Annotated in this window: 30 protein-coding genes; 9 read left to right on the top strand and 21 right to left on the bottom strand. The window is 61.4% G+C overall.

The annotated features are described in order from the left end of the window. Positions 1 to 205: 205 nt before the first annotated feature. The 5 genes from FJ527_RS17750 to FJ527_RS29335 form a co-directional block, all read right to left on the bottom strand. The gene (locus FJ527_RS17750) at positions 206 to 2,083 is read right to left on the bottom strand and encodes an ABC-F family ATP-binding cassette domain-containing protein (RefSeq protein WP_140617193.1); all 1,878 of its coding nucleotides are present in this window, start codon (positions 2,081 to 2,083) and stop codon (positions 206 to 208) included. 133 nt (positions 2,084 to 2,216) lie between these two features. After that, positions 2,217 to 2,669 (bottom strand): MucR family transcriptional regulator, encoded by a 453-nt coding sequence (locus tag FJ527_RS17755; RefSeq protein WP_015318459.1) that lies wholly within the window; start codon positions 2,667 to 2,669, stop codon positions 2,217 to 2,219. 161 nt (positions 2,670 to 2,830) lie between these two features. After that, positions 2,831 to 3,034: a hypothetical protein gene (locus FJ527_RS17760; protein WP_015318460.1), complete on the bottom strand. Its 204-nt coding sequence runs from the start codon at positions 3,032 to 3,034 to the stop codon at positions 2,831 to 2,833. Continuing rightward, positions 3,027 to 3,953: a DMT family transporter gene (locus FJ527_RS17765; protein ID WP_140823711.1), complete on the bottom strand. Its 927-nt coding sequence runs from the start codon at positions 3,951 to 3,953 to the stop codon at positions 3,027 to 3,029. Before FJ527_RS17765 ends, FJ527_RS17760 begins: the two co-directional genes overlap by 8 nt. A gap of 45 nt (positions 3,954 to 3,998) precedes the next feature. Next, positions 3,999 to 4,832 carry a hypothetical protein gene (locus FJ527_RS29335; protein WP_181166384.1) on the bottom strand — a complete coding sequence of 278 codons (834 nt, stop codon included), beginning with the start codon at positions 4,830 to 4,832 and terminating at the stop codon, positions 3,999 to 4,001. Positions 4,833 to 4,941: 109 nt separating this feature from the next. On the opposite strand from FJ527_RS29335, the gene FJ527_RS17780 reads away from it, so the two are divergent. Then, entirely contained in the window at positions 4,942 to 5,901 is a 960-nt protein-coding gene (locus tag FJ527_RS17780) for a LysR substrate-binding domain-containing protein (protein ID WP_015318463.1), read from the top strand. A 60-nt stretch (positions 5,902 to 5,961) separates the two neighbouring features. On the opposite strand, the gene FJ527_RS17785 is transcribed toward FJ527_RS17780, so the two are convergent. Beyond that, positions 5,962 to 6,474, bottom strand: a complete 513-nt coding sequence (locus FJ527_RS17785) for a DinB family protein (protein WP_015318464.1) — start codon at positions 6,472 to 6,474, stop codon at positions 5,962 to 5,964. A gap of 64 nt (positions 6,475 to 6,538) precedes the next feature. Between FJ527_RS17785 and FJ527_RS17790 the strand changes: the two genes are divergently transcribed. Next, positions 6,539 to 7,231, top strand: a complete 693-nt coding sequence (locus FJ527_RS17790; RefSeq protein WP_140823712.1) for a glutathione S-transferase family protein — start codon at positions 6,539 to 6,541, stop codon at positions 7,229 to 7,231. Positions 7,232 to 7,322: 91 nt separating this feature from the next. Here the strand turns inward: FJ527_RS17790 and FJ527_RS17795 are convergent, their stop codons facing one another. Beyond that, entirely contained in the window at positions 7,323 to 7,595 is a 273-nt protein-coding gene (locus FJ527_RS17795; RefSeq protein ID WP_140617197.1) for a DUF2934 domain-containing protein, read from the bottom strand. A gap of 303 nt (positions 7,596 to 7,898) precedes the next feature. Between FJ527_RS17795 and ndk the strand changes: the two genes are divergently transcribed. Then, entirely contained in the window at positions 7,899 to 8,321 is a 423-nt protein-coding gene (gene ndk / locus FJ527_RS17800) for a nucleoside-diphosphate kinase (protein ID WP_140823713.1), read from the top strand. A gap of 62 nt (positions 8,322 to 8,383) precedes the next feature. Here ndk and FJ527_RS17805 read toward each other — a convergent pair whose 3' ends face one another. The 6 genes from FJ527_RS17805 to FJ527_RS17830 form a co-directional block, all read right to left on the bottom strand. Beyond that, entirely contained in the window at positions 8,384 to 8,569 is a 186-nt protein-coding gene (locus FJ527_RS17805) for an alpha/beta hydrolase (protein ID WP_140823714.1), read from the bottom strand. A gap of 4 nt (positions 8,570 to 8,573) precedes the next feature. After that, the gene (locus FJ527_RS17810) at positions 8,574 to 9,056 is read right to left on the bottom strand and encodes a molybdenum cofactor biosynthesis protein MoaE (RefSeq protein ID WP_140823715.1); all 483 of its coding nucleotides are present in this window, start codon (positions 9,054 to 9,056) and stop codon (positions 8,574 to 8,576) included. A 5-nt stretch (positions 9,057 to 9,061) separates the two neighbouring features. After that, positions 9,062 to 9,319 carry a molybdopterin converting factor subunit 1 gene (gene moaD / locus FJ527_RS17815; RefSeq protein WP_140664705.1) on the bottom strand — a complete coding sequence of 86 codons (258 nt, stop codon included), beginning with the start codon at positions 9,317 to 9,319 and terminating at the stop codon, positions 9,062 to 9,064. A 1-nt stretch (position 9,320) separates the two neighbouring features. Next, complete coding sequence (pgsA, locus tag FJ527_RS17820; RefSeq protein WP_015318470.1) at positions 9,321 to 9,917, bottom strand: CDP-diacylglycerol--glycerol-3-phosphate 3-phosphatidyltransferase; 597 nt, start codon at positions 9,915 to 9,917, stop codon at positions 9,321 to 9,323. Positions 9,918 to 10,015: 98 nt separating this feature from the next. Then, positions 10,016 to 12,100: an excinuclease ABC subunit UvrC gene (gene uvrC / locus FJ527_RS17825; RefSeq protein WP_140823716.1), complete on the bottom strand. Its 2,085-nt coding sequence runs from the start codon at positions 12,098 to 12,100 to the stop codon at positions 10,016 to 10,018. Next, positions 12,097 to 12,861: an SDR family oxidoreductase gene (locus FJ527_RS17830; protein ID WP_140823717.1), complete on the bottom strand. Its 765-nt coding sequence runs from the start codon at positions 12,859 to 12,861 to the stop codon at positions 12,097 to 12,099. The genes uvrC and FJ527_RS17830 overlap by 4 nt, the downstream gene beginning before the upstream one ends. A gap of 412 nt (positions 12,862 to 13,273) precedes the next feature. On the opposite strand from FJ527_RS17830, the gene FJ527_RS17835 reads away from it, so the two are divergent. Beyond that, positions 13,274 to 13,930 carry an outer membrane protein gene (locus FJ527_RS17835; RefSeq protein WP_140717897.1) on the top strand — a complete coding sequence of 219 codons (657 nt, stop codon included), beginning with the start codon at positions 13,274 to 13,276 and terminating at the stop codon, positions 13,928 to 13,930. A gap of 61 nt (positions 13,931 to 13,991) precedes the next feature. On the opposite strand, the gene FJ527_RS17840 is transcribed toward FJ527_RS17835, so the two are convergent. Together FJ527_RS17840 and FJ527_RS17845 are read right to left on the bottom strand one after the other, a co-directional pair. Beyond that, entirely contained in the window at positions 13,992 to 14,588 is a 597-nt protein-coding gene (locus FJ527_RS17840; protein ID WP_140823718.1) for a glutathione S-transferase family protein, read from the bottom strand. Positions 14,589 to 15,022: 434 nt separating this feature from the next. After that, positions 15,023 to 15,412, bottom strand: coding sequence for a hypothetical protein (locus tag FJ527_RS17845; RefSeq protein WP_181166385.1), 390 nt, complete (start codon positions 15,410 to 15,412; stop codon positions 15,023 to 15,025). Positions 15,413 to 16,046: 634 nt separating this feature from the next. Between FJ527_RS17845 and FJ527_RS17850 the strand changes: the two genes are divergently transcribed. Continuing rightward, positions 16,047 to 16,358 (top strand): transcriptional regulator, encoded by a 312-nt coding sequence (locus tag FJ527_RS17850; RefSeq protein WP_140726323.1) that lies wholly within the window; start codon positions 16,047 to 16,049, stop codon positions 16,356 to 16,358. Between the two features lie 241 nt (positions 16,359 to 16,599). Here FJ527_RS17850 and FJ527_RS17860 read toward each other — a convergent pair whose 3' ends face one another. The 4 genes from FJ527_RS17860 to FJ527_RS17875 all read right to left on the bottom strand — a co-directional run bounded on the left by FJ527_RS17860 (position 16,600) and on the right by FJ527_RS17875 (position 19,384). Next, positions 16,600 to 17,052, bottom strand: a complete 453-nt coding sequence (locus FJ527_RS17860; protein ID WP_015318477.1) for a hypothetical protein — start codon at positions 17,050 to 17,052, stop codon at positions 16,600 to 16,602. A 160-nt stretch (positions 17,053 to 17,212) separates the two neighbouring features. Beyond that, entirely contained in the window at positions 17,213 to 18,079 is an 867-nt protein-coding gene (locus tag FJ527_RS17865) for a 23S rRNA (adenine(2030)-N(6))-methyltransferase RlmJ (RefSeq protein ID WP_140823720.1), read from the bottom strand. Then, positions 18,076 to 18,687, bottom strand: coding sequence for a hypothetical protein (locus tag FJ527_RS17870; protein WP_140823721.1), 612 nt, complete (start codon positions 18,685 to 18,687; stop codon positions 18,076 to 18,078). Before FJ527_RS17870 ends, FJ527_RS17865 begins: the two co-directional genes overlap by 4 nt. Before the next feature lie 19 nt (positions 18,688 to 18,706). Then, entirely contained in the window at positions 18,707 to 19,384 is a 678-nt protein-coding gene (locus FJ527_RS17875) for a TetR/AcrR family transcriptional regulator C-terminal domain-containing protein (RefSeq protein ID WP_140617205.1), read from the bottom strand. Positions 19,385 to 19,469: 85 nt separating this feature from the next. On the opposite strand from FJ527_RS17875, the gene FJ527_RS17880 reads away from it, so the two are divergent. After that, complete coding sequence (locus FJ527_RS17880; RefSeq protein ID WP_015318481.1) at positions 19,470 to 19,940, top strand: carboxymuconolactone decarboxylase family protein; 471 nt, start codon at positions 19,470 to 19,472, stop codon at positions 19,938 to 19,940. Between the two features lie 464 nt (positions 19,941 to 20,404). Here the strand turns inward: FJ527_RS17880 and FJ527_RS17885 are convergent, their stop codons facing one another. After that, a complete protein-coding gene (locus tag FJ527_RS17885; RefSeq protein WP_140790602.1) occupies positions 20,405 to 20,689 on the bottom strand; it encodes a hypothetical protein in 285 nt (94 codons plus the stop codon). Between the two features lie 363 nt (positions 20,690 to 21,052). Here FJ527_RS17885 and FJ527_RS17890 point away from each other — a divergent pair, with 363 nt between their 5' ends. Both FJ527_RS17890 and galE read left to right on the top strand, forming a co-directional pair. Continuing rightward, a complete protein-coding gene (locus tag FJ527_RS17890; protein ID WP_140717917.1) occupies positions 21,053 to 22,099 on the top strand; it encodes a UDP-glucuronic acid decarboxylase family protein in 1,047 nt (348 codons plus the stop codon). Then, the gene (galE, locus tag FJ527_RS17895) at positions 22,096 to 23,127 is read left to right on the top strand and encodes a UDP-glucose 4-epimerase GalE (protein WP_140823722.1); all 1,032 of its coding nucleotides are present in this window, start codon (positions 22,096 to 22,098) and stop codon (positions 23,125 to 23,127) included. Before FJ527_RS17890 ends, galE begins: the two co-directional genes overlap by 4 nt. An 870-nt stretch (positions 23,128 to 23,997) precedes the next feature. Here galE and FJ527_RS17905 read toward each other — a convergent pair. Further along, a complete protein-coding gene (locus tag FJ527_RS17905) occupies positions 23,998 to 24,624 on the bottom strand; it encodes a DUF995 domain-containing protein (RefSeq protein WP_167331129.1) in 627 nt (208 codons plus the stop codon). A 192-nt stretch (positions 24,625 to 24,816) separates the two neighbouring features. Here FJ527_RS17905 and FJ527_RS17910 point away from each other — a divergent pair, with 192 nt between their 5' ends. Next, complete coding sequence (locus FJ527_RS17910) at positions 24,817 to 26,442, top strand: glycosyltransferase family 39 protein (RefSeq protein ID WP_140726337.1); 1,626 nt, start codon at positions 24,817 to 24,819, stop codon at positions 26,440 to 26,442. Positions 26,443 to 26,479 lie beyond the last annotated feature (37 nt).

Genomic DNA, 26,479 nt, shown 5'->3' on the forward strand with positions numbered 1-26,479 from the left:
GCAAGCTACCCGTTTATAACGGTCAGGTGTAGGGCCAGATGGCACCTTCCCTTCTCCCCTTGCTGAGAAGGTGGATCGGCGCAATAGCGCCGAGACGTCGAGGGGTGTTCCAGCGGAGTGAGACGCTGGCGTTTCCAGGCATACCCTTCATCCGACCTCGCTTCGCGAGGCCACCTTCTCCCTGGGAGAAGGTGAAGCGCTCACCCTACTCCGCCGTGCCTTCCTCATATTCGGCCGACATGGTCAGCCATTTTTCCTCGTGGCCTGCCAGCGTCTGCGCAAGCTGCGAGCGCTCCTTGGCGAGCCGCGTCGCGGTCGAGGGATCCTTTTCATAGACCGCCGGATTGGACAGCTCGTCCTCAATGCCGTCGATGCGTTTGCGGATGCGATCCATCAGCGCCTCGGTGGCGCGGATTTCCTTGGCCAGCGGTTCGAAGGCGGCGCGGCGTGCGGCCGCGTCGCGGCGACGGTCGGCTTTTGACGCCTTGTCCGCTTCGCGCTTGCCACGGCGGTCGCTGGAGACGCCGGTGACCAGCGTCTTGTAGTCCTCCAGGTCGCCGTCATAGGGATTGACCGCACCGTCCTTGACCAGCCACAGCCGGTCGGCGGTCGCTTCCAGCAGATGGCGGTCGTGCGAAATCAGGATAACGGCGCCGGGAAATTCGTTCAGCGCATGGATCAGCGATTCGCGGCTGTCGATGTCGAGATGGTTGGTCGGTTCGTCGAGGATGAACAGGTTCGGGCCCTCGAAGGCAGACAGGCCCATCAGAAGGCGCGCCTTCTCGCCACCGGACAGGTCCTTGGCGGGCGTATTCATTTTCTCGGTCGTGAGGCCGAACTGGGCAACGCGGCCGCGCACTTTCGATTCCGGCGCCTCCGGCATCAGCCGGCGGACGTGCTCATAGGCATTCTCCTCAGGACGCAGATCGTCGAGCTGGTGCTGGGCGAAGATCGCCACCTTCAAACCCGGCGCCACCGTCATGGTGCCGGTTTCCTGCTTCAGGCGACCCGACAGAAGTTTGGCGAAGGTCGACTTGCCGTTGCCATTGGCACCGAGCAGCGCGATGCGGTCGTCGGCATCGATACGCAGCGTCATCTTCTTCAGGATCGGCTGACCCTCGGTGTAGCCGACATTGACGTTGTTCAGCGCCACGATCGGCGAGGCCACGGTCTTCACAGGCTCGGGGAAAGAGAACGGCCGTACCGTGTCGTTGACGATGGCCGAGATCGGCTTCATCTTTTCCAACGCCTTGATGCGCGACTGTGCCTGCCTTGCCTTGGAGGCCTTTGCGCGAAAACGCTCGACGAAGGATTCCATGTGCTTGCGGGCGGCTTCCTGCTTGACCCTGCCCTTTTCCTGCAATTCCTTCTGCTCGGTATACTGGCGCTCGAACTGGTCGTAGCCGCCGCGCCAGAACGTCAGCTTCTTCTGGTCGAGATGAACGATCGAATTGACGGCACGGTTGAGCAGATCTCGGTCGTGCGAAATCAGAAGCACCGTGTGCGGATACTTTGAAACATAGTTCTCAAGCCACAACGTCCCTTCAAGGTCGAGATAGTTGGTCGGCTCGTCGAGCAGCAGAAGGTCGGGCTCTGAAAACAGCACGGCGGCCAACGCAACGCGCATGCGCCAGCCGCCGGAGAAGGACGAGGCCGGACGGCGCTGCGCGGCGTCGTCGAAGCCTAGGCCGGCCAGGATGGTGGCCGCGCGAGACTCGGCCGAATGGGCGTCGATATCGGCCAGCCGCATGTGGATGTCGGCGATGCGGTGCGGATCGGTGGCGGTCTTTTCCTCTTCGAGGAGCGCGGAACGTTCGAGGTCGGCCTTGAGCACGATCTCGATCAGCGGGTCCTCGGTGCCGGGCGCTTCCTGCGCCACCTGACCGATCCGCGTATTCTTCGGCAGGCTGATCGAACCCGTCTCGGAGGGGAAATCGCCTGTTATGGCCTTGAACAGCGTCGTCTTGCCGGTCCCGTTGCGGCCGACAAGGCCGGCCTTGGTGCCGGCCGGCAGGGTGAGCGAGGCGTGGTCGAGAAGCAGGCGCCCCGCCATGCGGAGCGAGAGGTCGTTGATGATAAGCATGGCCGCGCTTTTGCACTGGACATCAACGCTTCGCAAGACCTTGCGGGCCAGTTGGCCGCACAAGGCCTGGAAACGGCGCCCACGACCGCGCCGTCAGAGCCGCGACAGCGCCCGCCGTGCAGTCGGCAAGGCCTCAGGCAGCCGCCTTGCCGCGCTTTGTCGTCTTGGCCACGACTGCCGGCGCAGCGGCCGGCTTGCGGCCAAGTCCCGTCGACTTCGCCAACGCCGACCGGGTCGCGGAGTAATTCGGCGCGACCATCGGGTAGTCCGGCGGCAAGCCCCATTTGGCGCGATAGTCGTCAGGGCTCAAGCCGTAGTCCGTCCTGAGATGTCGCTTGAGCGACTTGAACTTCTTTCCGTCCTCCAGGCAGATGATGTAGTCGGGAAACACCGACCTTTTCGGATTCACGGCCGGAACAAGGCTCGGGCTTTCCACGACAGCCGCACCAGCCAGCTTTCGGACCGAGGCGCTGACGCTGGCAATCAAGTCAGGCAGGCCCGAAGCCGGGAGCGGATTGTTGCCTACATAAGCCGAGACAATATCGGCGGTTAGCTCGATAACGATCTTATCCTCGATATTTGACAATTCTTTCACCCTATTTGCGACAAAGTCGTCTACCCCAGTGAAGACTTTTGTCGATGTATCTCTTTAACCGTGCCCCCAACGGACCCGCCAAGTCCCAAAACGAATCAAGACTTGGCGTCAACTACTTTTATGGGAAATTGACCTCGTGCAAATTAGAAAATCTAATACTTGGATACGGCAGACTTGGTTGAACGGCTGTCAGCCAATATCTCAAGAATACGCTTCCAGCGGGCACAACGCCCGAAATCCTTCTGCTCGATCGCCTTTTCGGCCTTCATCGCGGCGTAAAGTGGTGCCTCGGCGCCAAATTCCTTGATCAGCCAATGCGCTTCCTGCCTGGCGAGACGTTCATTGTCGTCAAACATAATTTTCCGCCTCCGAACGTTCCAGTCCGACCGCGATGCAACTGCCTATGACAAGGACGGCTCCGGCAATGGCTGTCGTCGTCAGCCGTTCGCCGGACAAGGTCAGCAGCAGTGTCGAAGCGATCGGCGTGAGATAGGCAATGACAGCCACCTTTCCGCTGCCTCCCAGTTTCAGGGCCCGCGACCAGAAGTAATAACCAAGCCCCATAGGGCCGGCACCGAGATAGAGCCCGAGGGCCAGATCCACCCCGGTGGGCCAGGCGACGCCTTCGCGAGCGGACCATATAAGGGTCAGCGCGACGCCAACCAGCGACGATGGCAGCAACAGGCGGTCCGGCGAAGTGGCGAGCCGTCCCACCATCACCGAATAGAAAGCCATGCACAGCGCGGACCCGAATGCGCACAGATAGCCGGCGAGATCACCCTGAAACCAGGTGCGGTCGCGGCCTCCCGAAATCACCAGCGCGACGCCGACGAACCCAAGGGCCGCTGCAAGGCCCAGCAAAGCCGGACGCCGGGGATTTTCGAAGGCGATCACGGCCGCGGCAACCATCAAGGGCCAGGTGTAGGCCACGAGATTGGCTTCGATCACCGGCATCGAGGCGAAGGCGATATATTGCAGCACCATGGTGCCGACCAGACCGATGAAGCCGACCGCGAGCGGCACCAGCGCGGTGCTCGCCGTGATTGCCGTGGCTTTCTCCCGGCTCATCAACCGGATGGCAGCGAAGACCAGCGCGGCCCCTACAAATTGCAGGAACTGCACCTGCGACACCGGGTGACTGGCCAGCAGGGATTTGCCCACCAGCGCATTTGTCGACCACAACGCCACCGCGCCGGTGGCGAAGACCAGCGCGGACATCGAGCCTGATCCATGCCGAAGGAAGCGCCATGGGGCTCTATCTCTGCGTTCGACCATGATCCTGTCCGAAAACCGGCTCCCTTTTTTCCGGATCATGGATCGTTACCATGATTCCCTGGCCCCACCCGGAACCGGCGCTTCGGCCGGGGCCGGCGTCGGATGTTCCGCCTCGAACCGGCGATAGGCCGGCAGCTGATTGGTCCACACGTCCTCGGCCAGCTCATTGACCCATTCGCGGTCGTGATCGTTGTCGGCGGCAAGGTAAAACATCCTGTTGTCGTCGACATAGGGCTTGGCCACGGAGCGCTGGTTGAGCACCAGGGTGACGCGTTCGCCGAACTGGATCGGCGCCGTGCGGTGCAGGACGCCGAGGAACTGCCCGAGCGTCGCATATCTCATCTTGTGATCGATGCGCATGATACGGTTGCGCGGAATCTCGCGGCCGGATTCGAGAATGGCGCGGCCGGTCTCGGAATCATCGCAATAGATTTCGAGATGGCCGCCGACCAGCGGATCGCTGATCGACAGCGGAATGAGTTCGGTGACCGGAACGCCGTCGCAATGCCATTCGACGGCGCCATCCCTGGGATTCATGAAGGTAACGGTCGAACCTACGATCGACAGCGGATAGGGTTCCAGCTTCGTGCCCATCATGTCGGACAGGCGCTCCAGGCGCAACTTGTCGTTCAGCAATTCCTTGATTTCAGGTATGAAACGGTCGGCGCCGGTGATGAAGGTCAGATCGAGATGCTTGTGCACGGCATGGCTGGCCTTGAGCTTCAGGGCGGCCTCCTCGATCGCGGCAAGCAGTGCCGGATCATAGCCATGCAGATACTGCGCAACGCCGAAGCTCGACACCTTCCAGGCGGTTTCGTGGCCGATAATGGCCTCGCGGCTCATCGCATAGCGCAATTCGGGTATCGTATGTGCGTTCATTGTACTTCTCCAAGTGGGGCAAACACTTGGTTAACAGTCAATTAAATTAGCCCCCCCTGTAAAATTAGGAATGCTAGTGCTACCGTAAGCCAAGCTTAAGGTCGAAACCGTGCGTCTGCTCAGTCAGGTCAACCTCAATTCGCTGAAAATCGTGGAGAGTGCTGCGAGGCACGGCAATTTCACGCGTGCCGGAGAAGAACAGTTCATCACCGCATCGGCGGTCAGCCAGCGCGTCAAGAGCCTGGAGGACCAGCTGCGTTTCAAGATTTTTCAGCGCGGCGGCAATGCGGTGTCGCTGACACCGGAGGGCGAGACCTATGTCTCGCGCGTTCGCGAGGCGCTGGAGCGTATCGTCGCCGCCAGCATGGAAGCGACCGGGCAATCACAGGAACATGTGCTGAAAATATCCGTGCTGCCGACATTTGCCGCGCGCTGGCTGTTTCCGCGCCTGCCGCTGTTCCAGCAGCAACATCCCGATATCGTGATGCGGGTTTCGACCTCGTACGCGACGCATGAGTTCACGACTTCCGAATTCGATCTGGAAATCCGCTATGGCGACGGCCATTTCAACGGACTGCCGTCCGACCTGCTGTTTCGGGAAGACCTGACCCCGGTGTGCAACCGCAAACTGTTCCATGAGGTTCTCGGCGACAAGCCGGTGTCAAAGGTGACGCCGGACGACCTCAAGCACTTCACGCTGCTGCATTCCGACACCTGCACCCAGAACTGGCAATCCTGGCTTGGTTTCGCCGGGGCCAGTTTTGTGCTCAGCGAGACCAAAAGCATCTATTTCGACTCGTGCATGATGTCCTACGAGGCGGCCAATGCCGGAATGGGTTTTGCCGTCGCCAACCGTGCCTATATGGCCAGCGACATCCGCGCCGAGAGGCTGGTCGCTCCCTTTGCCGTCCACCATCCGAACACGGCCGGCTGGTATTTCGTCTCGCCCCACAAGAGCCTTGCCGCGCGCAAGGTGCTGCGGTTCAAGCAATGGGTGATGGCGGAAGCGGCTCTGACACAGAGCCAATTGGATGGCGAAGTCACCGGCCTGGCTTCGGCGGCTGTGTGAAAATGCGGCGATAGTCCGCGCCAACCGTTCGCCATCGAATTTAGAACGAAACCATCTGGATCAGGCGAAAGCCCTGCCCTCCTCGGTGCGCTGGAAATGCGCCAGATCGAGCGGCACTGACGGGCGACCCAGGACCGTCAGGATCATATGCGCCTGGCCGCGGTGATGGGTCTGGTGGTTGAAGACATGAGCCAGCGCGGGCGCCAGCCGCTGCGAGACGGTGCGCATGTCCGATACGGTCATATAGGTGAAGCGACCCGACAGCGCCTTGTCGCTCAAGCCGCCGAGCCAGTCGATAATCCGCCGGTCCTCGGCCTCGCGCGCTGTCCTCAGGACAGGCAAGGCCCGGTACAATATAGCGTCCAATGTCGTCGGCGCGGCGCCTTCGCCGGTGAAGCGCTTCATCCAGATGCGATCGGCGGCGAGCAGGTGGTTGAGCGTGCCCATCAGCGAGCCGAAGAAGGCGCCGACGTCGCGATTGAATTCCTCGTCGTTGAGATCGTCGGCGGCATCGTAGATGCGGCCATTGGCCCATTGATTGTATGCCGCAAACATCATGAAGTGCTGTTTCATTTTTTCCCGCCGGTCCGTTTCGGGTGTCGGGAGCGATACCTAGACCGCAAAGGAACCCGCGCCAATGACCATTCTGCTTTACGAACTCGTCGGGCGTGACGAGGGCCGCCCGTTCAGTCCACATTGCTGGAAGGCAACAATGGCGCTGGCCCACAAGGGGCTCGATATCTCGACCGCGCCGACGCGTTTTCTCGAAGTGCCCGCCGTTGAGGGCGGCGTTTCGAAAACCGTTCCGGTGATCCGCGACGGCGACAAGGTCGTCACCGATTCCTTTGCCATCGCGCTCTATCTCGAAGAGGCCTATCCGGATCGGCCTAGCCTGTTTGGCGGCGAAGGCGGCAAGACGATGGCGCGCTTCATCGAGCGCTGGTCGCAATCGACCATCCACCCTTACGTCACCACGGCGGCGCTCGTCGACCTTCATGCCATGCAAGACGAACAGAATGGCTCGTATTTCCGCCAGAGCCGGGAGCAGCGCTTCGGCAAGCGGCTGGAGGACGTCGTCGCCGCACGCGACGCCGGCCTGGCAACCTTCCGGGCGGCACTGGAACCGCTGCGCTCCATGTTGAGCTACCAGCCATTCATCGGCGGCGCCTCGCCGCTGTTTGCCGACTATATCGTCTTCGGCGCATTGCAATGGGCGCGCATCGCATCGCCGTACAAGTTGCTCGAAGACAGCGACGTGGTGGCGCAGTGGTTCACCCGCTGCCTCGACCTGCATGGCGGGCTTGGACGAAAGGTTGCGGCGGCGGCGTGACGCCGCAAAGGCCTTCTATCCGCAGGGCAGATCGAGCCTGTCAGCCTGTTGCGAAAATCAGGGGCCGAACAGCTGACCTTACTTCGCCGCCTTACTTGGCCGCCTTCTTTGGCTTGCTGGCTTTCGGCTTGCTGGCTTTGGCGACGAGCTTTTCTTGCTTGGGCGCGGCTTTTGCCTTGCTGGCGCCAGGTGCCTTCTTGGCCGGCTTCTTGCCCACCGTCGGCTTCCCCGCGTCCTCCCGGTCGACGTCGGCCGCCGCCTGGTGCCAATGGCGTTCGTGCTGACCGGCCGGGTGCCCTTCTTCCTGCCAGATCTGATGTGCACGGTTGCGAATGCGCTCCTGACGATCGTCTGTCATGGTCATGTTGTCTCCATTCGGGCCGACTCCAGCGCGGCGCCGACCGGGCGACTATAGCAAGCAAACCGTTGCTGTGCAGCCGTCTGATGCCGACGGCCGACGGGATCAGCCACGGAAATACCGACCATTCCGGCCCTGCGCTGTCGCTCCGGGCGTTCGTCGCCCGGAAACCAAACAATTTGGCTCGAACGCTTGGCGGACCACGCCTCACCCCGGCTCCTCACCCCTCTCCTCAGCCCTCTTGGCAATCAGCCGGGCGGCTTGTATAGAGCCCGCCACTCTCAATTCGAATTCAGACAAGGACGACCCATGGCGCTCGAACGCACTTTTTCCATGATCAAGCCGGACGCGACGCGGCGCAATCTCACCGGCGCCATCACCAGGATGCTGGAAGAAGCCGGCCTGCGCGTTATCGCCTCGCGCCGGGTGTGGATGAGCCGCCGCGAGGCGGAGGGCTTCTACGCCGTCCACAAGGAGCGCCCGTTCTTCGGCGAGCTGGTGGACTCCATGTCCTCGGGCCCGACCGTCGTGCAGGTGCTGGAAGGTGAGAACGCCATCGCCAGGAACCGCGAAGTGATGGGCGCCACCAATCCGGCCAACGCCGCCGAAGACACCATCCGCAAGGTGCATGCGCTCTCGATCGGTGAGAATTCAGTGCACGGCTCGGATGCGCCGGAAACGGCCGCGCAGGAGATCAAGTACTGGTTCTCGGATACCGAAATCGTCGGCTGAGCCGACACTGCACGTTCCAGGCGAGAAGGCCGGTGTTTCGCCGGCCTTTTTTTTGCTTGCGCTCAACTCTCGCGCACGAATCGCAGCACATCGGCATGCAGCCGATCCATATGGGTGTACATGAGGCCATGCGGCGCGCCCTCGTAAACGAGGAAACGGCAGTGCGGAATGAGCTTGGCGGACGGAATGCCCGTCAGCTCGATGGGCGCCGAGCGGGCGCGGTTGCCATGGACGAGCAGGGTCGGCACGGTATTATTCGGATGTCGGCCGCTTCCAGCGCCGGGCTGCCTGGGCATCGGTTTCCCTGGCCTCGACCCAGCCGCCCTCGGAGCCGTCGGTGCGATGTTCCTTCTTCCAGAAGGGTGCACGCGACTTGAGATAGTCCATGAGGAAGTCCGCCGCCTCGAACGCCGCCTGGCGGTGCGCCGAAGCGGCTACCACCAGCACGATGTTCTCTCCCGGCGCGATCTTGCCATGGCGATGGATGACGGTGAGGCCTTGCAGCGGCCAGCGCTCGCTTGCTTCGGTTGCGATGCGGCCGATCTCGGCTTCAGCCATGCCCGGATAGTGCTCGAGTTCGAGTGCCGAGAGCGCGCCCTGCTCGTCCCGGCACAGGCCTGAGAAGGTGACCACCGCGCCAATGTCGACGCGGCCTTGCGTCAGTGCGGCGATCTCGGCGGCGACGTCGAAATCCTGGCGCTGAATGCGCACGGTCGCTACCAGGACGGCCGACATGACTGTCAGCCCCCGGTCATCGGCGGGAACAGCGCGATTTCGCGCGCGCCCGATATCTTCTCGCGGTGGTCGACATGTTCCTGGTCGATGGCAACGCGGATCACGTCGGGATACTGCAATGCGTGTTCGTAGCCTTCGCCGCGCGACCGCAGCCAGCGCAAGAGGTCGGCGACCGTCTCTATGCCGGCCGGCAGTTCGACATCTTCTTCCGGCATGCCGATCCGTTCGCGAACCCAGGCAAAGTAGATGAGACGGGTTGTCATCTCACTCGTCCATGATGTGCTTGAGGCCGGCGCGGAAATAGTCGTAGCCGGTGTAGAGCGTTACGAGGGCCGCGATCCACAGCAGCACGAGACCGGTCTGCGTTGTCAGTGGGAAGACCTTGTCGCCGGCCGGCCCCGCCAGCAGGAAAGCGATGGCGACCATCTGAATGGTGGTCTTCCACTTGGCGAGCTGCGTCACCGGCACCGAGACCTTGAGTGCCGCCAGATATTCGCGCAGGCCAGAAACCAGGATTTCGCGGCACAGGATGATGATGGCCGCCCACAGCGACCAGCCGGCGATGCCGGCATGGCGGTCGGTGTCGGCCGCAAGCAGCAAGAGGCACGTGGCGACCAGCAGCTTGTCGGCGATCGGATCGAGCATCTTGCCGATGTTGGAGGTCTGCTGCCAGGCACGCGCAAAATAGCCATCGAAATAATCGGTAACGGAAGCCAGCAGGAAAATGACCAGCGCCGACCAGCGAGCGAAGTCGCTCGATTTCAGATGGCCTTCGAGAAAAAAACACAACACGACCAGCGGCACCGCGACGATACGGGCGTAGGTCAGCATATTAGGCAGGTTGAACGCGCGCTGGGCCATGTCTGGTGGACTCTTTCTACCTGCGTACTCAAATCAGAAGCTGTTGTAGGGGGTCAACAGGCCAGATTCGACTGGCCAGCTGAAAGTGGCGAATTTTTTCAACTTTCGTGGAAATGATTGTAGACCAATTTGGCGACCTGCTCGGAAATGCCATCGACTTTTCTCAGATCCTCGATCGCGGCGCGGCTGACCGCCTTGGCGGTTCCGAATGCCAGCAGCAGGGCGCGCTTGCGGCCGGGGCCGATGCCGGCGATTTCATCGAGCGGGCTCTTGACCATCTCCTTCTTGCGGCGGGCCCGGTGCGAGCCGATGGCGAAGCGGTGGACCTCGTCGCGCAGCCGCTGGACGAAATAGAGCACGGGGTCGCGAACCGGCAATGAAAACGAGTCCCTGCCCCTGACGAAGAAACGCTCGCGGCCGGCATCGCGGTCCTGCCCCTTGGCGATGCCGATGGCGACGACCCGGTCCTCGATGCCGAGATCCGACAGGATCTTGCGCACCGCCGTCATCTGGCCTTGGCCGCCATCGATCAGGATGACGTCCGGCCATGCCGGGAAGCTGCCGGAAATGTCGTCCTCGATATCATCGCCCGCCTCGGCCGCCATCGCCTCGCCCGCTGCCGCACGCTCAGCCACGGCGACATCGCCATGCTCCTTGAGCAGCCGCGAAAAACGCCGCTCCATCACTTCGCGCATCATGCCGAAATCGTCGCCTGGCGTGATCTCGGTCGAGCGGATGTTGAATTTTCTGTACTGGTTTTTCACAAAGCCTTCCGGCCCCGCGACGACCATGGCGCCGACGGCGTTGGTGCCCATGATGTGCGAATTGTCGTAAACCTCGATGCGCACCGGCGGCTTGGCGAGGCCGAAGGTCTCGGCGAAACCGGCAAGCAACCGCGCTTGCGTCGAGGTTTCGGCCAGCCGACGGCCGAGTGCCTCACGCGCATTCTGCAGGGCGTTGTCGGTCAGGTCCTTCTTCTCGCCGCGCTGCGGCACGGAAATCGCCACCTTGCGGCCGGCGCGGGTCGAGAGCGCCTCGGCCAGCAGTTCCTGGTCCTCGACGGTCTGCGACAAGAGAATGGCACGCGGTGTCGGCTTGTCGTCATAGAACTGCGCCAGGAACGAGCCCAGCACTTCCGATCCCTCCAGCGCCGGATCGGCCTTCGGGAAATAGGCACGGTTGCCCCAGTTCTGGCCGGTGCGGAAGAAAAACACCTGGATGCAGACCTGGCCGCCTTCCTGGTGGATGGCGAACACATCGGCCTCGTCGACGGTCGCCGGGTTGATGCCCTGATGGCTTTGCACGTGCGACAGGGCCGCCAGTCGGTCGCGATAGATGGCGGCGCGCTCGAAATCGAGGTCTTGCGAAGCCTGCTGCATGGCGGCCGAAATCTCGGTCTTCACCTTCTGGCTGCGGCCGGACAAAAAGTCCTTCGCTTCGGCGACCAACTCGGCATAACCCTCATGCGAAATTTCGCCGGTGCACGGACCCGCGCAGCGCTTGATCTGGTAGAGCAGGCATGGCCGCGTGCGGTTCTCGTAGAAAGAATTGGTGCAGCTTCTGAGCAGGAAGGCGCGCTGCAGCGAATTGATGGTGCGACCGACGGCACCAGCCGAGGCAAAGGGGCCGAAATAATCACCCTTGCGCGACCGCGCGCCGCGATGCTTGTAAATGCCGGGCGAGACATGATCGCCGGTCAAAAGGATATACGGGAACGACTTGTCGTCCCGCATCAGCACATTGAATCGCGGCCGCAAACGCTTGATGAGATTGGCTTCGAGCAGCAGCGCCTCGATCTCGGTGCGGGTGACGACGAATTCCATCGTCGACGTCTCGCGCACCATGCGGCCGATGCGGTTGGTGTGGAATCTGCCTTGCGCGTAGTTGGTGACACGCTTCTTCAGGCTGCGCGCCTTGCCGACGTAGAGCACGTCGCCGGCGGCGTTCATCATCCGGTAGACGCCGGGCGCATTGGGCAGCCGCTTGACCAGCGTCTGGATCACCTCGGCGCCGACCATGCCTTCGGCGTCGCCTGCATGCGGCGTCCAGTCGATGGCCGTGAAGGCGACATCCGGGCCAACCGGTTCGACGATCTCCTCCAGCGCCTCGTCCTCGAGGTCGATTTCGGGAGGAAGATCATCAGCGCCGCCGCGCGCCTTGTTCTTGTGATCCAAAGGACTCATTCCGCCATGCCTGTCACATCGGGCGTCTGCCATGCAAGATGCTGGCCGCCGTCGAGCGCGATCATCTGACCGGTGACCGAGCGCGCCTGCCAGAGATAGCGGATGGTGGCGCCGAATTCCGGCAATTCCGGGCCGCGCCTCAGAATGAGGCCAGCGACCTGCGCGTCAAAATCCGAATCGTCCTGGCGCACGTTCTTCAGCGTCGGGCCTGGCCCGATCGCATTGACGCGGATGCGCGGCCCGAGCGCCTGGGCCAACATCTGCGTCTGCGTCCACAATGCCGATTTCGATAGCGCATAGGAAAAATAGCGCGGCGTCGGCCGCCAGACGCGCTGGTCGATGATGTTGACGATCAGCCCCTCCTGCCCTTCCGGCAAGGAACGGGCGAAGTTCTGGGCCAACAGCGCCGGGGTTTTCAGGTGAATGGCAAAATGGCGGTCCCAGGCGCGCCAGTCGAAATCCTCGACGGAATCATCGACGAAGAGCGAAGCATTGTTGACCAGCAGCGAGATTGGGCCCAGCGCGGCCTCCGCCTGGCCGACAAGGTCGCCGACGGCATCCATGTCGGTCAGGTCGGCCGCAACCACGGCGGCACGCCCGCCCGACCGGTTGATCCCCGCGGCCAGCGCATCCGCCGCATCGTGCGAGCGATTGGAATGGATGGCGACCGCAAAGCCATGGCTGGCAAGGTCCTCGACAATCGCCTTGCCGATCCGTTTCGCCCCACCGGTCACCAGCGCCACGGCAGTGGCTTTGCTCATATGTGTCAATCCTCAATTTCGGCCCGAAAACGCGACGCCGACGAAATATGGCCCGGCATGCGTTAAACGGCGTTCGCACCTGGGGCAACATTGTGGCGAAGTGCCCAGTTCGACGTGCCGGGCCCTCTTGGACTCGCAACCGCCGGACCGCAATATAGGTCGCTGGAGTCCTTGCACCAAGCCGCGTGCAGCGCAGCACGAACTTGCTGCTGACATTTCGCTGTTGCCAAGATGCAACGTCAAGGTTCTGCCTCATTCGCGCCGGGGAATGACCCAAGTTCAGGTTCGGTTCAGCCGCATTTTGACACGACATTTGGAACCGACGAACGCCAGATCCGTTTCACCCCCCGGACGGGTCGATGGCGATCGTGAGAAACAAGCCTGTGTCCTGTGGCTTAAGGAGTAAAGAACAATGCAAGCCAATCTCAAATTCGCACGGCCGCTGGCTGTTGCGCTCGGGCTCTTCGCCCTCGGTGGTACCGCTTATGCCGCGGACGTAGTTTCGGAAGAGCCGCCGGCACCCGCTCCGGTTGCCGAACTTCCGGTCGCCTCGTGGGCCGGTCCCTATGCCGGTATCAACCTTGGCTACGGCTTCGGCGGCAAGACCAAGGAAAAGGATTTCGGCGTTTCGACCGATACCAAGGGTTTTGTCGGCAGTGTCTTCGGCGGCTATCAGTGGCAGCAGGAGAACTTCGTGTACGGCGGTGAAGCCGAACTCGGCTACAACGGCGTCAAGGGCGACGATAACGGCATCCACTCCAAGGGCGGCATCGAAGGCTCGCTGCGTGCCCGTCTCGGCTACGCCGTGACCCCGGAAATCCTGCTCTATGGCACCGGCGGTCTCGCCGGCAGAAGCCTGAAGGTGGAAGACTCGGTCATTCCTGCCAGCGACACCGCAACCATGCTCGGCTGGACCGCTGGCGTCGGCACCGACATCAAGCTGACCGACAATGTCTTCGGCCGCGTCGAGTATCGCTACACCGACTTCGGCAGCAAGAGCTTCGACGGTATCGGCAAGGTCAAGGCGACGGACAACCGCGTCACCTTCGGCCTCGGTATGAAGTTCTAAGTCGTTCAAGCCACGACACGAAAAGCCGGGCCTCGCGCCCGGCTTTTTTTGTGCCGGTCGCTCAGGCCGGAACCGCGGACTTCAGCTCTGGGAATTTTTCGTCGAAACGCGCCGCCCAGCGGGTCAACCGGCCGCGCCCCTTCTCCCATCGACCGCCAAAGCGGAGCGAGAGATAGCCGAGGCAGGCACGCAATGCCAACTGACCGGCCGTGATCTTCTTCGGCAGCTTTGGCGGATTGGCGTTGAGCAGATCGAGTGCCGCCATGATCTTCGCCCACTGCCGGTCGAGCCAGGGCTGATAGACCATCTCTTCAGGCCGGGTGCGGCGTTCGTAGACCATCGACAGCGCGCAATCGCAGATACCGTCCGCCAGCGCCTCCAGCACTTCCGCTTCCAGACGCTTGTCGGGATTGCGTGGAAACAAGGCGTTCTTCGAAATCCGGTTGAGGTGCTGGGTAATGGCGCGGCTGTCGTGAACCGAACGGCCATCGTCGAGCACCAGCACCGGGATCTTGCCGAGCGGATTGGCGCCGATCAGTTCGGCCGGCCTGTCCTCGGTCTTGACCGGCACCTCATCGAGGGCGATCCCGGCATAGGCCGCTGCCATCCTTACCTTGGAGCTGTAGGGAGAGGCGGACGCGTAGAGCAGCTTCGGCATGATCGGTTTCCTGTTTGCAAACATCCAGTGTTGACCGCAGGACTGTCGCGATCAATTGCCAGAGTGCAAAAAAACAGCGGCCAGAAACCGGCTGCGGTTTCCGCCCTGGCATCACGACAAGCCTGATACCGGTACTCTGGAAAGTATCAGCAGGCCACCACAAAAAGCCGCCCGATTCGAACGTGCGCCCACACTTTTCCGGCACCCATGCTTCGCAGGCGCTAAGCGTCACGCCGATACATTCGCCAACCACCGCGAGGAGCAAAAAAGTTGGGCGAGCGAGGCAGCCAACCGGCGCCTCGCTTTGCTTGCCCCTCGGCCCCTTCCCGACGCTCAGCCCAGAGGGCTGAACCCGTTGCCGAACATGCTCCGATCCAGAGCGTCAGAGCGTCCTTGCCGGATCCCGAAGGACACGCGACGCCCCAACGATCCGTCTACTTCTTGACCGGAGTCTTCGCCTTCGCAGGTGCTGCCTTTGCCTTCGGCGCTGGGGCTTTCTTCACCGCCGGCTTGGTCGCGGCGGCGGCTGCTTTGGCAGCTGGCTTGGCCGCCGGCTTCTTGGCCGGTGCCGCTTTTGCTGCCGGCCTCGCCGCGGCTTTCGCGGGAGCCGCCTTCTTGGCAGCGGGTTTGGCTGTGGGTTTGGCCGTCGCCTTGGCAGCAGGCTTCTTGGCCGGCGCCGCTTTCGCCGCCGGCTTCGCCGCCGCTTTCGCGGGCGCCGCCTTCTTCACTGCCGGCTTCGCGACAGCCTTGGCCGCCGCCGGTTTCTTGGCCGGCGCCTTCGCTGCCGGCTTTGCCGCCGCCTTGGCAGGCGCTGCTTTCTTCACTGCTGTTGCGGCCTTCGCCGCGACTGCTTTTGCGGGTGCTTTCTTTGCCGGTGCCTTGGATGCCGGCGCTTTAGATGACTGCTTAGCCATGTCATGCCCCTTCACGTTATGCCGATGGCCGTGAATGACCCCGGCGCGCAATGCATATCTGACTCGCGTCTCGCTAGCCAGCGAAGCAATGGTATGATTTTCTCAACTTAAATTTTAGTTGCGATCCACACACAATCACACTCATCATCGCAAAAATCCGCTGCTGATCTTCTGACGTCGCCAGCAAATCGATACCGGCGTTCCCGATGCGATCTCGCCATCAAGATCCGAAGATTAGCGAGCGGCTTCACGCGTGATCCTTGGCCGTGAACATCATAACCCGCCGCGTCATCGAAGCGATCATCTTTTGCAGGCGCGCGGTTCGCGCGGATCACGAGCGCGATGCGACGGTCGATCTGAAGATCACCTTGTCAAGCATGGCTTGAGCACCGGCTTCCCGATTGACAGAATACTCTGTAGAACAGAGTATTCTGCATGAGATGCGATTGCGCCGTCGGTTTCGGCCATACAGAAGCAAATGGCACCGCAAAATCGCCAAGCCATATGGCGACAACCCAAGGCTTTGCCGCATTGGAGCCTGTTGATGAGCGCCGATGACATCATCCACCAGAGTACACGGCTCAGGATCATGGCCGTCCTGAACACGCTGGAAAGGCGCGAGACCCTGGAGTTCGTCCAGTTGAAAGCCATGATCGAAGTCACCGACGGCAATCTCGGAGCACATCTCGATACGCTGGCCAGAGCTGGCTATGTCGATATTGAAAAGCTTTTCGTCGGACGCCGACCGCAGACACGGATCAGGGTCACGACGGCCGGGCGGCGGGCGTTTCGCGGTCACATTGCCTTTCTTCGCAAGATCATCGATCAGGCAGAGGCAACGCGTCGCAGAAAATAGCAAAGCGACGAGCCTTGGTTCACCGCCTCACGATACGGCGAGCCGCCCGTCGACAGTTCGACGGCGGCGGAATTGCCGCGTGTTTCGACAAGGAGCGCGTTGTCATCACGGCTGATAGCCGAGACAGATGGCGCCGAGTGCGACGCCGGCGCAGGCGCCGACCCGCCGGGGCGTCAGCGTCTCGCCTGCGCCCCCTTCAGGCCGCAGGCGCGAAAAAGATCGGAGGGAGAACGAGGTGCGTTCAGCGCAGGACGCGGCAACGGCCGTTATAGACCATCCAGCGATCGAAGCCCGAGACGCAGAACTCGACATTGTCGCCGATCGAGGCAAAGCCCTGGCCTTCCTCGATCAGATAGAAGATCGATCGGTCCCGGCCATCCGACAGGCTGACGGTTGCCCGGCAATAGTGACGACCGATCGGCCATTCCTCGCTCGCCTGCTGATAACGGTGCTGGCGAATGTCGCGAAAATCGGTAATGGCGACGTCGGGCAGATGGGGCACGTGATGCACCTGGTAGGAGAACCGATGCGTGATCTTGCTCAGCACCCATGTCTCGCCACAGATGCTGCCATCATCCTCAGTATAGACGCCGAGGTCGGCCGCCTGGACCGCCCGGGTGACACCGAGAGGCGCGGCAAGGGGCGTGCAGAGCGAAATCAGGGCAGCAAGTGCGGATTTGGCGAAGCGAGTCATGGCAGCCTCTCAAGGTCGATTGCGCGCACTGTGCGGATTCGCTCGGCGGCGGTCAAGCGGTTGCCGAAACAATGGTTTCCAGAAACCGGCGCCGCGGGTAACGGCTAAGTTCCCCAAGGACTGATCGTGCGGTCGTAAGGAACGCGGCGATCGAAAAAGGCTATCCCGGCGGCGGGACCTGCTCGCCGGCCAGCCATTCCAGCGACCAGTGGGCCGGCTTGCCCACGGCGAGCAATTTGTGCAGTGCCGGCAGCATGGTTCGCAGTTCGCCTTCCAGCGTGAAGGGCGGATTGACCACCACCATGCCGGTGCCATCGAGGCTGGGATCGGAAGAGGCTGGCCTGATCTCGAATTCTATGTCGAGGATTTTCGAGATGCCGGATTGCTTCAGCGCTTTCCTGAAGGCGATCACCGCCTTGCGGTCCTTGATCGGATACCACAGCGCGTAGATGCCACTGGGCCAGCGCCTGTGCGCCTTCACCAGCCCGTCGACGAGGCGGCCGAACTCACCCTCTTCCTCGAAGGGCGGATCGATGAGCACCAGGCCGCGCTTTTCCTTCGGCGGCAGGTGCGCTCCGAGCGCAAGCCAGCCGTCCAGTTCCATCACCTTTGTCTGAAAATCGCCGGCGAACTCCGTCTTCAGCCTGGCGGCGTCTTTCGGGTGCAGCTCGATCGCCGACAACCGGTCCTGCTTGCGCAGGAGATTGCGCGCGAGCAGCGGCGAGCCCGGATATTTCTTTACGCCGCCCTCCGGATTGAGCGAGCGCACCGCCGCCAGATAAGGCGCCAGCAGCGCTGCCGCCTTCGCATCGAACGAGGCATCTATCAGCCTGCCGATGCCGCCCTGCCACTCGCCTGTCTTGTGCGCTTCGAGTGACGACAGATCGTAGCGGCCAATGCCGGCATGGGTGTCGATGACGCGAAACGCCTTGTCCTTTTGCTTCAGGTAGTCGAGCAGGCGCGTCAGCACGACATGCTTGACGACATCGGCAAAATTGCCGGCGTGGTAGGCGTGGCGATAGTTCATGTGGGACCCCTGCCCCAACGTGGCGGCGGCGGCTGCGAATTCGGATTTTCCGGTCGCCCGCCAGCCGAACGCAAGGACAGCAAGAAACCGATCAGGCCGACCGCCATCAGCGAGAAGCCTATCGGCCGCGCGCGGCCGTCGATTTCCCCGACACCGGAGCGCAACACAAGGTCGACCGCTCGCATCGGTATGTCCTCGGCATCGCCCGGGCCGACCGTGAAGACGTAAGCGCCAGGGCTGACGGTGGCGATCAGGCCAGCCTCGTCGCGAAAGATCTTGTCGGGCAGTTGCGGGCTGGCCTGGCGCGGATTGTCCACATGGTTGAACTGCAGCGTCGAGGCAAGCACCGTGTGGCCATTGGTGGCCGCGGTCAGCGTCAACACAGTGCGCTGCTGCGAAACGATGCGTTCGGCCCTCGCGGTCAGGTCCACCATCACCCGCACCGGCGCATCGCGATCCCTAAGCGATACGGTCAACGGCTTGAATCGGCCCTGCTCGTAGACCCGCCAGGTGCCGATTTCGCGGCCGGAAAAATTGGCCGTCGCCCAAGGGTAGATGAGACCGATGCCGGTGCCGGCCAACAGGATCAGGACGAAGAGAAAGCGCATTCAGGCGGTCACCTTGCAATCAAACCTTACCGGACATTCGGCTTATATCGGCGCCGTCGCGCAGGCGTTCCATTTCGTCCAGCAGCATGTCGAGGCCGAGTTCGAAGGTCTTGTCGAATTCGGCGGCGCCAAAAAAGCGCCCGGCCTCCACGACGTTTGGATAGTCCCTGGCCAGTTGCTCGTCGCTGACGGTGTTCACCGCGGACGGGCCTCTGGAATAGCCCGCGTTCTCATCCAGCACCGCGCCCATCAGATAATAGCCCACGGCGCGGAAGAGCCGCGCACTGAGTTCCGCGTCGAAGCCGCCATCCTTGAACAAGCCGATAATGCCGTTCAACCAGGCAAGGCAAGTCGGCGAATTCATCCGGTAGGTAACAATGAAAGTGGAATAGGCGGGATGCTCGCGGCCGATGCGGCGGAAATCGTCGACGGCAACACGCATTCTTTCCCGCCAGGGAAGGCTGGTGTCAGGCACTTCAAGGGCGCCGATCAGCCGGTCGATCAGCGCCTCGTGCAGATGCGCCACCGAGGGGAAGTGATGATAGATGCTCATGGCCTCGCAGCCGAGCGCGGCGGCGAGCTTGCGCATCGAAAAGCCGGAAAGGCCCTCCCTCTCGATCACCTCGAAAGCCGCGTCCTCGATCATTTCGCGCGACAGACGCCCGCGCGCTCTCTGTTTCGTGATTGATTGATCCATGGCGCCGCTTGACAACTTACAGTGTAAGGTTCATTTTCGCCGTCACCTTACATCGTAAGGCTAACAAAGACCAGAGGAGAAAACCATGTCGTACCATCGCATCGTCAAATCCGTGCAGTCTTCATCCCAGCATGTGTTCCTGTCCGCCGCAGCGGCCTGTGTCCTGTCGCTCGGCTCCGCGCCTGCCCATGCCGACGACTATGATGCAACCCTCAAGGACATACAGTCGACCATGGGCGGCGTCCCAAGCTTTGTAAAACAGTTTCCCAAAACCGGTCTGCCCGGTGCCTGGGCCGAGGTCAAGGCCATCGAGCTCAGCGACAAGACGGCGCTGCCGCCCAAGGTCAAGTCGCTGATCTCCTTGGCCGTGGCGGCGCAGATTCCTTGCACCTACTGCATCTGGTCGGACACGCAGGACGCCAAGCGCGCCGGCGCTACCGACGAGGAGATCGAGGAAGCCGTGGCGATGGCGGCGCTGACGCGCCACTGGAGCACTATCTTCAACGGCATGCAGGTCGATTTCGACACATTCAAGAAGGAAATGGGCGGGCAGTAAGCCCGCCGGCAAGAAGGAAATGAGCGGGCGTAACATAGCCAAGCTGGAGCATGGCGCCGCGTCAGGAGCGGTCTGCCACACGACAACAGGCGCCCCCCTTTTTTGTGGTTGCCTGAACGAGATGGCCCGCGGAGAAACGGGCCATCTCGACCATTTTTGCGGCCCGCGCGCCAGGTGCCGCGGTCAACCTGGATGCGTGGTCGCGCCATGGACAGCAGCTAGCCTATGCCCTCAAATGCCATTGCCGAGATGGCCGGCATTCCACTATGACTTCGATGCGCCTGCAGGCGAGAAGGGGATGTCGACTCATACCTTGGCGGATGAGGAACCTCGAATGCACAGAGGACACGGGCGGCCCGACAGAGAGAAATCGGCGTTAAAAGTCATTCCTGCGGGCCGATTTTGCCTTCTAATTTTGACTCTTGGTCTGCTCTGCGCCGCTGCCAGTTGCGACGTGGATTCCGTCAGCAGAGAGATACTGGCAAAGTATTCACGGCCAGGCGTTTATGTCTGCAGTCCCAGCGGATTTGGGCAGCAATCTCATTGCAACCTGAAGATTTGACGCCTTCTGAATCGCTCTTCATTTCAGACAGTGCCCAGGGGCGACCCACCCCAATGATCTCACAAGGATACTCCGCCCTATTCCTCGACATCAGGCTTTTGATGGCACCCGAGAACAGATCGCGGCTGCCTGCGAAATCTGCTTGGATCGAGCCAATATGCTGATTCAAAATGAAGAACCGCGCCATTGGCGATCCGCGCCCGCGCCGGGAACGCGTCGGCCATGATTAACCAATGGCAAACACAATTGGTTAAGAAATCTCTAATTTAGTTGACTTGAATTTCCACAGGTATATTTTCAGGGCGTTGGGATGTGCAATTTGGGCGAGCAATCGGCGATGATGGCATGGGGCGCGTGATCGCGATCTTGGGGCGCATGGACTGCTGAACGGCAGATACAAGCCGGGCGGCAGCGGCCTCGTAACTCAGCTAGTGACAAGCGCACATCAGTGATGGCGATCCGCGGATGCGGAGATTGCCGCGTTTAAGGACGTGGCCGGGCAGTGCTTTGCCCTGCCCGGCGGTAGCGTGTGCGGTGCGTGGAGGAAAGCATGAGTAAGGTCATCAAGGTTCTGAAACTTGGTTCCAGAAACGATCAAAGGGGCAACGGCAACGACCATAACCGAGGCCGTGCGCTGGTCGCTGGAGGCGCGGGCTTCCTGGGATCGCATTTGTGCGAACGACTTTTGCAGGACGGATACGACGTCGTCGCACTGGACAATTTCCATACCGGCAAAAGATACAATCTCAATACGCTGCTGCGCGATCCGAGATTCAGCTGCATGGAGCACGACATCGTCGATGCTTTGCCTTTGGACCTTCGGTTCGACGAGATCTACAATCTAGCCTGCCCTGCTTCTCCGCCACATTATCAGGCAGATCCGATCCATACCTTCAAGACCAGTGTGCTTGGCGCGCTGAACCTGTTGGAACTCGCGCGTCGGAACAATGCCAAGATATTCCAGGCCTCGACTTCCGAGGTCTACGGCGATCCGTTCGTGCACCCGCAGCCCGAAAGCTATTTCGGCAATGTGAACACGCACGGACCGCGCTCCTGCTATGATGAAGGCAAGCGTTCGGCCGAAACCCTTTTTTTCGACTATTCGAGGACGTATGGCCTCGATATTCGCGTAGCCCGTATCTTCAACACCTACGGTCGTCGCATGCAACCCGATGACGGGCGCGTCGTCTCGAACTTCATCGTCCAGGCGTTGCGTGGCGAAGACCTGACCGTCTATGGCAGCGGCCTGCAGACCCGCTCCTTCTGCTACGCCGACGACCTGATCGAGGGCTTCATGCGGCTGATGAATGCGCCGAGTGCGCCTGCCCATCCGGTCAACCTCGGCAATCCCGGCGAATTCACCATCATGGAACTCGCGACACTGGTTGTCAGCTATACCAACTCCAGATCGAAAATCGTTCATCGGCCATTGCCGATCGACGATCCCAGACAACGCAAGCCGGATATTTCCTTCGCCAGGAGCAATCTTGGCTGGGAGCCGAAGATCAGCCTGGCCCAAGGGCTCGCGCATACCGTCGACTATTTCGACGCCCTGCTCTACGGGAGCCGGATTACCAAAGGGGCCGCGGCTTCATGAGCCAGCCGGCAGTCCTGGTGACAGGGGGAGCCGGCTTTATCGGCAGCCATACGTGCAAGCTGCTTGCCGCGGCCGGTTATCTGCCGGTGGCATTCGACAACATGTCCCGCGGCAATCGGAAATCCGTTGCCTGGGGTCCGCTTGTCGTCGGCGATATCCGCGACCGGGATGCATTGCGGGCGGCGATCGAAGCCTATCGGCCCGCATCCATCATCCATTTCGCGGCGCTCGCTTATGTTGGAGAGTCCGTCGATCAGCCGGCCGAATACTATTCCACCAATGTCACGGGCACCATCGCCGTACTCGACGCCGCACGCGCGCATTCGATTGAGAACATCATCTTCTCCAGCAGCTGCGCCACCTACGGCGTTCCGGAAGCGCTGCCTATTCGTGAGACCTCTCCGCAAAATCCGATCAGCCCGTATGGGCGCACCAAGCTGATAGGCGAACAGATCATCAGCGACTATGCCAACGCATACGGAATGAAGTTCGCCATCCTGCGCTACTTCAATGCCTGCGGGGCCGATCCCGACGGGGAGCTCGGCGAGTGGCATTCGCCGGAAACGCATCTGGTTCCCAGGGTGCTGATGGCGGCGTCAGGCATCATCGACGAGGTCGAGGTCTTCGGCACGGATTATGAGACATCGGACGGGACTTGCGTGCGCGACTATATCCACGTCAGCGATCTGGCCCGCGCCCATTTGAAAGCTCTCCAACATTTGGAGGGCGGTGGACAAAGCCTGGCGGTCAACCTCGGCACCGGGCGAGGCGTGTCCATCAAGGAGATTGTCCAGGCGGTCAGCCGGATGACGTCAAGATCTGTTCCGGCCGTCTTCAGGGCCCGGCGCCCGGGAGATCCGGCCGAACTCTATGCCGACCCGAGCAAGGCGCGCGCGCATCTTGGCTTTGTGCCGCAGCTTTCCGACATCGACACGATCGTCAGGACCGCCGCCCCATTCTTCGGGCTGCGGACGAAACCGGTGATACTGCCACCAAGCGACGGCGCGGTAGCGGTCGCTGCTCGATAGATCAGAGATAGCGCGGGTGGCAGCTTGCGCGTTGGCCAAATCCGCTGGGGCTGCAGATGTAAGGCGAGCCTCCTAACAACTCACCTTCATCGACAGGACTGAAAGCGACCTTCACGGGTCCCGTTGTGCGGATCGCGATCGGCGGTGGCGGAGCAAAAGCGTAAGTTCTTTCAGTGGTGCGGATAGTCCTTGTCATCAGCACCTCAGGCTCGATCCTGAGCGAACGCACGATGTATCCAGCCTGGACCGGTCGGACTGAAGGCTTGCTCCGGAGCGGATGCGCGACCGGTGCAATGAGGACGGAACCGGTTCTGGTCGTATCCATCCCCTGACATCCTGCAACCAGAGAGGTCATCGCCACCACAACAATAGAGAGAGCTTTCTTGCTTAGGCGAGAAGCGCCCATTGCGGAATTGTTCCCCATGTGTCCCTTGCCTTTGAGTATAAGCTGGGGCGCGTTGCGACACCTGCGCCGCTTCACGCCGTTTCAGTGACCACTCGCACATCACACACAAATATTAGACATCACTAATTATTAAATTTCATGAAAACCATATGGTGTTGGATCCATCGTCTCGTCGTTCTGTCAGAGAAAAGTGATTGCGCCAATCGGCGGTCGGTGCGCCGACAATTCCAGCCGGACTGCTCAGCGTTTTATAAGCGATTCGCAAGCTTCTTCACAGGCCTGGCAAAAGCGGCCTGCCTGAATCCGCCCCTCCGGACACGCCGTCACCGATGTGGTATCGGGAGGGGCCAACGGAGCCAGGAACGGCGCCTGCCGCGGCGAATAGGATTCGCCCGACCTGCTGTAAGCTTCTGATTCGTGCATGTCGTTGTCCCGGAACCGAGGACACTTCCGAGCGATATGCATCAGTTCTTGGAGTCGATCAACTTGCGGGCCTCTTCGAACCGCGCGGCCTTGGTATCACCAGATTCGAATTTTCGGTATTCGTCGGAAGGACCTTCGGGAGTTCGTTTGAAACTGTACCATTCTCCGTCCGGATCCTTGCGTTGCTCGATCGTTCCATCCTTGATTCGGTGGCTGTAGCAGGTGCGGCGCTGTTTGCCCTTGTAGCTGTTGGACCGCCAAGCGACATCCATGCACATCTTGCCGTCTTTGGTCACCAGCCACCTGCCCTCTGCGACAGACGCTGAATCCTGCCCCGACGTCCAGGCCTCAAGGCGCCGATTGCCCTTCGCGAAATAGGCCGCTCCATTTTCCCATATCCATGTGCGATCGGCATACAGAAGCTGCAGCTCATAGGCTGTTGGAACAGTGGCGGCAATTGGAGCAATAGCGCTATCCGCTTTTGCAGGTGCGCTGTCCTTGGCGGCAGCCGCGTGGGACGTTCCCGGGAGGGCCACCTGGCCGCAGAGGGCCAGGACAAACAGGAGCAGCGTGAAACGTGCGGACCGACGACGTTCCCTGCGCCGCAGACGATCTACGCCATGCGGCGGCGACCTGGTCGGAGCTATCGGTACAATCAGCGTTGGCATGTCTGTGCGGCCCAGGGCAGCGCTATCGGCGCGACAGCCTTTGCGAATTATTTAACAGCCGCGGGAGCCGCGATGTCAACTTTCGCGGCGCCCGCTGTCGCCAAAATTAAGGATTGCGTCGTATACTCCCTCGCCTTTGACAATCGCGCGCAAAAGCAACATCCGCAGACGTCACAGAGGACGCGGTTCCAAATGGGCGACGATCCGGAATTGAATCAGGCCGAGGTTCAGCAATACCTGCAGCAGCCGATCGCTCGGGACCCGGCTGCTCGCAATTACCTGAACCTCGACACGGCGATCTTGCTGGGGATCCTGTTCATCGCGGTCGTGTTCAGGTTCCACAACATAACCTTGCCGCTGGTCGACGCTTTCAGCTGGCGCGAGACAAGCACGGCAATGATGGCCGACAATTTTCAACAGCGCAGCTGGAACATCTTCTTCCCGGAGGTGAGTTGGACCGGACCCGGCCCGAGTTATCAGGGCCGCGAGTTCCAGATCGTCAGCTATCTGACCGCCCTGCTCTACCAACTCTTCGGCTGGCACGACTGGTTTGGCCGCGTGGTTGCGGCCTTCTTCGGTCTGGTGACGGTGTTTTCGCTGCACAGGTTGACGGCGCTATGCTGGGGCCAAACGCATGCCCATGCGGCGGCGCTCGCCTACGCGCTGATGCCGGCGGCGATCATGATCGACAGCTCGTTCCTGCCCGATCCCTCGATGCTGGCACTTGTAACAACAGGCGTTTGGCTGTTCGCCAAATACTGGGCTGGCGGCAGCCGATGGCTTTTGCCGCTCGCCGCCGTCAGCTTCACGCTCGGTGCGCTGGCAAAGCCGCCGGGCGTGGCGGCGGGCGCCGTCATCTTCTACCTGATGGTGCGCTGGATTCTGCAGAAGAAACGACGGCAGGCGACCGAGGTCTTCCTGTGGGGATTTTTGAGCCTGGCCATCATCGGCGCCTATTTCAGCTGGGCCATCTATCTCGGCCGCAGCTATCCACCCTATCACGTCGCAGGCAGCGGCTACATCTGGAACTCCGGATTGTGGACGTTCGTCAATGATGGCTTCTACTTCAAATCCGTGTGGAACACCTCTGTCTGGTGGTTCTACGGCTATCCGTTCATGGCGCTGATCGCGGTCGGTTTCTGGATACCGCCCGGCCCCGCCGAAGACCCGACGCAGCGCACCCTTTCGGCCATTCCCTATATTTGGCTGGGTGCGGCCATGATCGTCTACCTGGCGGCGGCGCGCGAAATCACCAGCAACCCCTGGAATTACCACATTTTCCATGTGCCGTTCGCGATGTTCTGCGGCCGCGGCGCGCTTCTTCTGGCAACGTTTGCATCGGGAACCGTTCTGTCGCCGGTCGTGCTGCGTTCGATCTGTATCGTTGTCGTGACCCTCGTGTGGTCGACCTTTCCTCTCGTGAGGACAATGAAGGCGCCGGTCGCGATGAACGGCAAGCTGCTCGGCGAGGAGTTGGCGCGGTTGGCGCAACCGGGCGACCTCGTCGTGGCCATCGCGCCGGAGGTCGGCGATCCCGTCGCCGTCTACTACAGCAGGGCACGCGGCTGGGTGTTCCCGCCTGGCGGAGGCGATGTCGAATGGTCGAAATTCGTCGCGGACGACGCCACCGCGATTGCCCAGCTCGAGGAGTTGCGCGGTCAAGGCGCGGATCTGTTCGGCACGGCCAAGAACGCTGCCGACAATCAGGACCAGTTGTTCATCGAGCATCATGACGGCGTCGTCGACTATCTGGACAAGACCGCAACCAAGCTTGTGGATTCGGATGCTTTGCTGGTCTATAGGATCACCCGTCCATGAGAGCTGCGACAGCTGTGGGCCTTGACAGGATATGGCC

It is taken from the genome of Mesorhizobium sp. B2-4-18, from assembly GCF_006441385.1.
Classification (GTDB): Bacteria; Pseudomonadota; Alphaproteobacteria; order Rhizobiales; family Rhizobiaceae; genus Mesorhizobium; species Mesorhizobium australicum.

What these genes read in the sequence shown, in the direction of transcription:
- uvrC (WP_140823716.1), bottom strand. Translation starts at nt 12,100, where the DNA reads ATGAGTCCTTTGGATCACAAGAACAAGGCGCGCGGCGGCGCTGATGAT.
- FJ527_RS17760 (WP_015318460.1), bottom strand. Translation starts at nt 3,034, where the DNA reads ATGTTTGACGACAATGAACGTCTCGCCAGGCAGGAAGCGCATTGGCTG.
- FJ527_RS17785 (WP_015318464.1), bottom strand. Translation starts at nt 6,474, where the DNA reads ATGAAACAGCACTTCATGATGTTTGCGGCATACAATCAATGGGCCAAT.
- FJ527_RS17910 (WP_140726337.1), top strand. Translation starts at nt 24,817, where the DNA reads ATGGGCGACGATCCGGAATTGAATCAGGCCGAGGTTCAGCAATACCTG.
- FJ527_RS17850 (WP_140726323.1), top strand. Translation starts at nt 16,047, where the DNA reads ATGAGCGCCGATGACATCATCCACCAGAGTACACGGCTCAGGATCATG.
- FJ527_RS17835 (WP_140717897.1), top strand. Translation starts at nt 13,274, where the DNA reads ATGCAAGCCAATCTCAAATTCGCACGGCCGCTGGCTGTTGCGCTCGGG.
- FJ527_RS29335 (WP_181166384.1), bottom strand. Translation starts at nt 4,832, where the DNA reads ATGAACGCACATACGATACCCGAATTGCGCTATGCGATGAGCCGCGAG.
- FJ527_RS17875 (WP_140617205.1), bottom strand. Translation starts at nt 19,384, where the DNA reads ATGGATCAATCAATCACGAAACAGAGAGCGCGCGGGCGTCTGTCGCGC.
- pgsA (WP_015318470.1), bottom strand. Translation starts at nt 9,917, where the DNA reads ATGGCCCAGCGCGCGTTCAACCTGCCTAATATGCTGACCTACGCCCGT.
- FJ527_RS17830 (WP_140823717.1), bottom strand. Translation starts at nt 12,861, where the DNA reads ATGAGCAAAGCCACTGCCGTGGCGCTGGTGACCGGTGGGGCGAAACGG.
- FJ527_RS17885 (WP_140790602.1), bottom strand. Translation starts at nt 20,689, where the DNA reads ATGGCGCGGTTCTTCATTTTGAATCAGCATATTGGCTCGATCCAAGCA.
- FJ527_RS17890 (WP_140717917.1), top strand. Translation starts at nt 21,053, where the DNA reads ATGAGTAAGGTCATCAAGGTTCTGAAACTTGGTTCCAGAAACGATCAA.
- FJ527_RS17905 (WP_167331129.1), bottom strand. Translation starts at nt 24,624, where the DNA reads ATGCCAACGCTGATTGTACCGATAGCTCCGACCAGGTCGCCGCCGCAT.
- FJ527_RS17790 (WP_140823712.1), top strand. Translation starts at nt 6,539, where the DNA reads ATGACCATTCTGCTTTACGAACTCGTCGGGCGTGACGAGGGCCGCCCG.
- ndk (WP_140823713.1), top strand. Translation starts at nt 7,899, where the DNA reads ATGGCGCTCGAACGCACTTTTTCCATGATCAAGCCGGACGCGACGCGG.
- FJ527_RS17880 (WP_015318481.1), top strand. Translation starts at nt 19,470, where the DNA reads ATGTCGTACCATCGCATCGTCAAATCCGTGCAGTCTTCATCCCAGCAT.
- FJ527_RS17860 (WP_015318477.1), bottom strand. Translation starts at nt 17,052, where the DNA reads ATGACTCGCTTCGCCAAATCCGCACTTGCTGCCCTGATTTCGCTCTGC.
- FJ527_RS17795 (WP_140617197.1), bottom strand. Translation starts at nt 7,595, where the DNA reads ATGACCATGACAGACGATCGTCAGGAGCGCATTCGCAACCGTGCACAT.
- FJ527_RS17765 (WP_140823711.1), bottom strand. Translation starts at nt 3,953, where the DNA reads ATGGTCGAACGCAGAGATAGAGCCCCATGGCGCTTCCTTCGGCATGGA.
- FJ527_RS17865 (WP_140823720.1), bottom strand. Translation starts at nt 18,079, where the DNA reads ATGAACTATCGCCACGCCTACCACGCCGGCAATTTTGCCGATGTCGTC.
- FJ527_RS17810 (WP_140823715.1), bottom strand. Translation starts at nt 9,056, where the DNA reads ATGTCGGCCGTCCTGGTAGCGACCGTGCGCATTCAGCGCCAGGATTTC.
- FJ527_RS17870 (WP_140823721.1), bottom strand. Translation starts at nt 18,687, where the DNA reads ATGCGCTTTCTCTTCGTCCTGATCCTGTTGGCCGGCACCGGCATCGGT.
- FJ527_RS17840 (WP_140823718.1), bottom strand. Translation starts at nt 14,588, where the DNA reads ATGCCGAAGCTGCTCTACGCGTCCGCCTCTCCCTACAGCTCCAAGGTA.
- FJ527_RS17750 (WP_140617193.1), bottom strand. Translation starts at nt 2,083, where the DNA reads ATGCTTATCATCAACGACCTCTCGCTCCGCATGGCGGGGCGCCTGCTT.
- galE (WP_140823722.1), top strand. Translation starts at nt 22,096, where the DNA reads ATGAGCCAGCCGGCAGTCCTGGTGACAGGGGGAGCCGGCTTTATCGGC.
- moaD (WP_140664705.1), bottom strand. Translation starts at nt 9,319, where the DNA reads ATGACAACCCGTCTCATCTACTTTGCCTGGGTTCGCGAACGGATCGGC.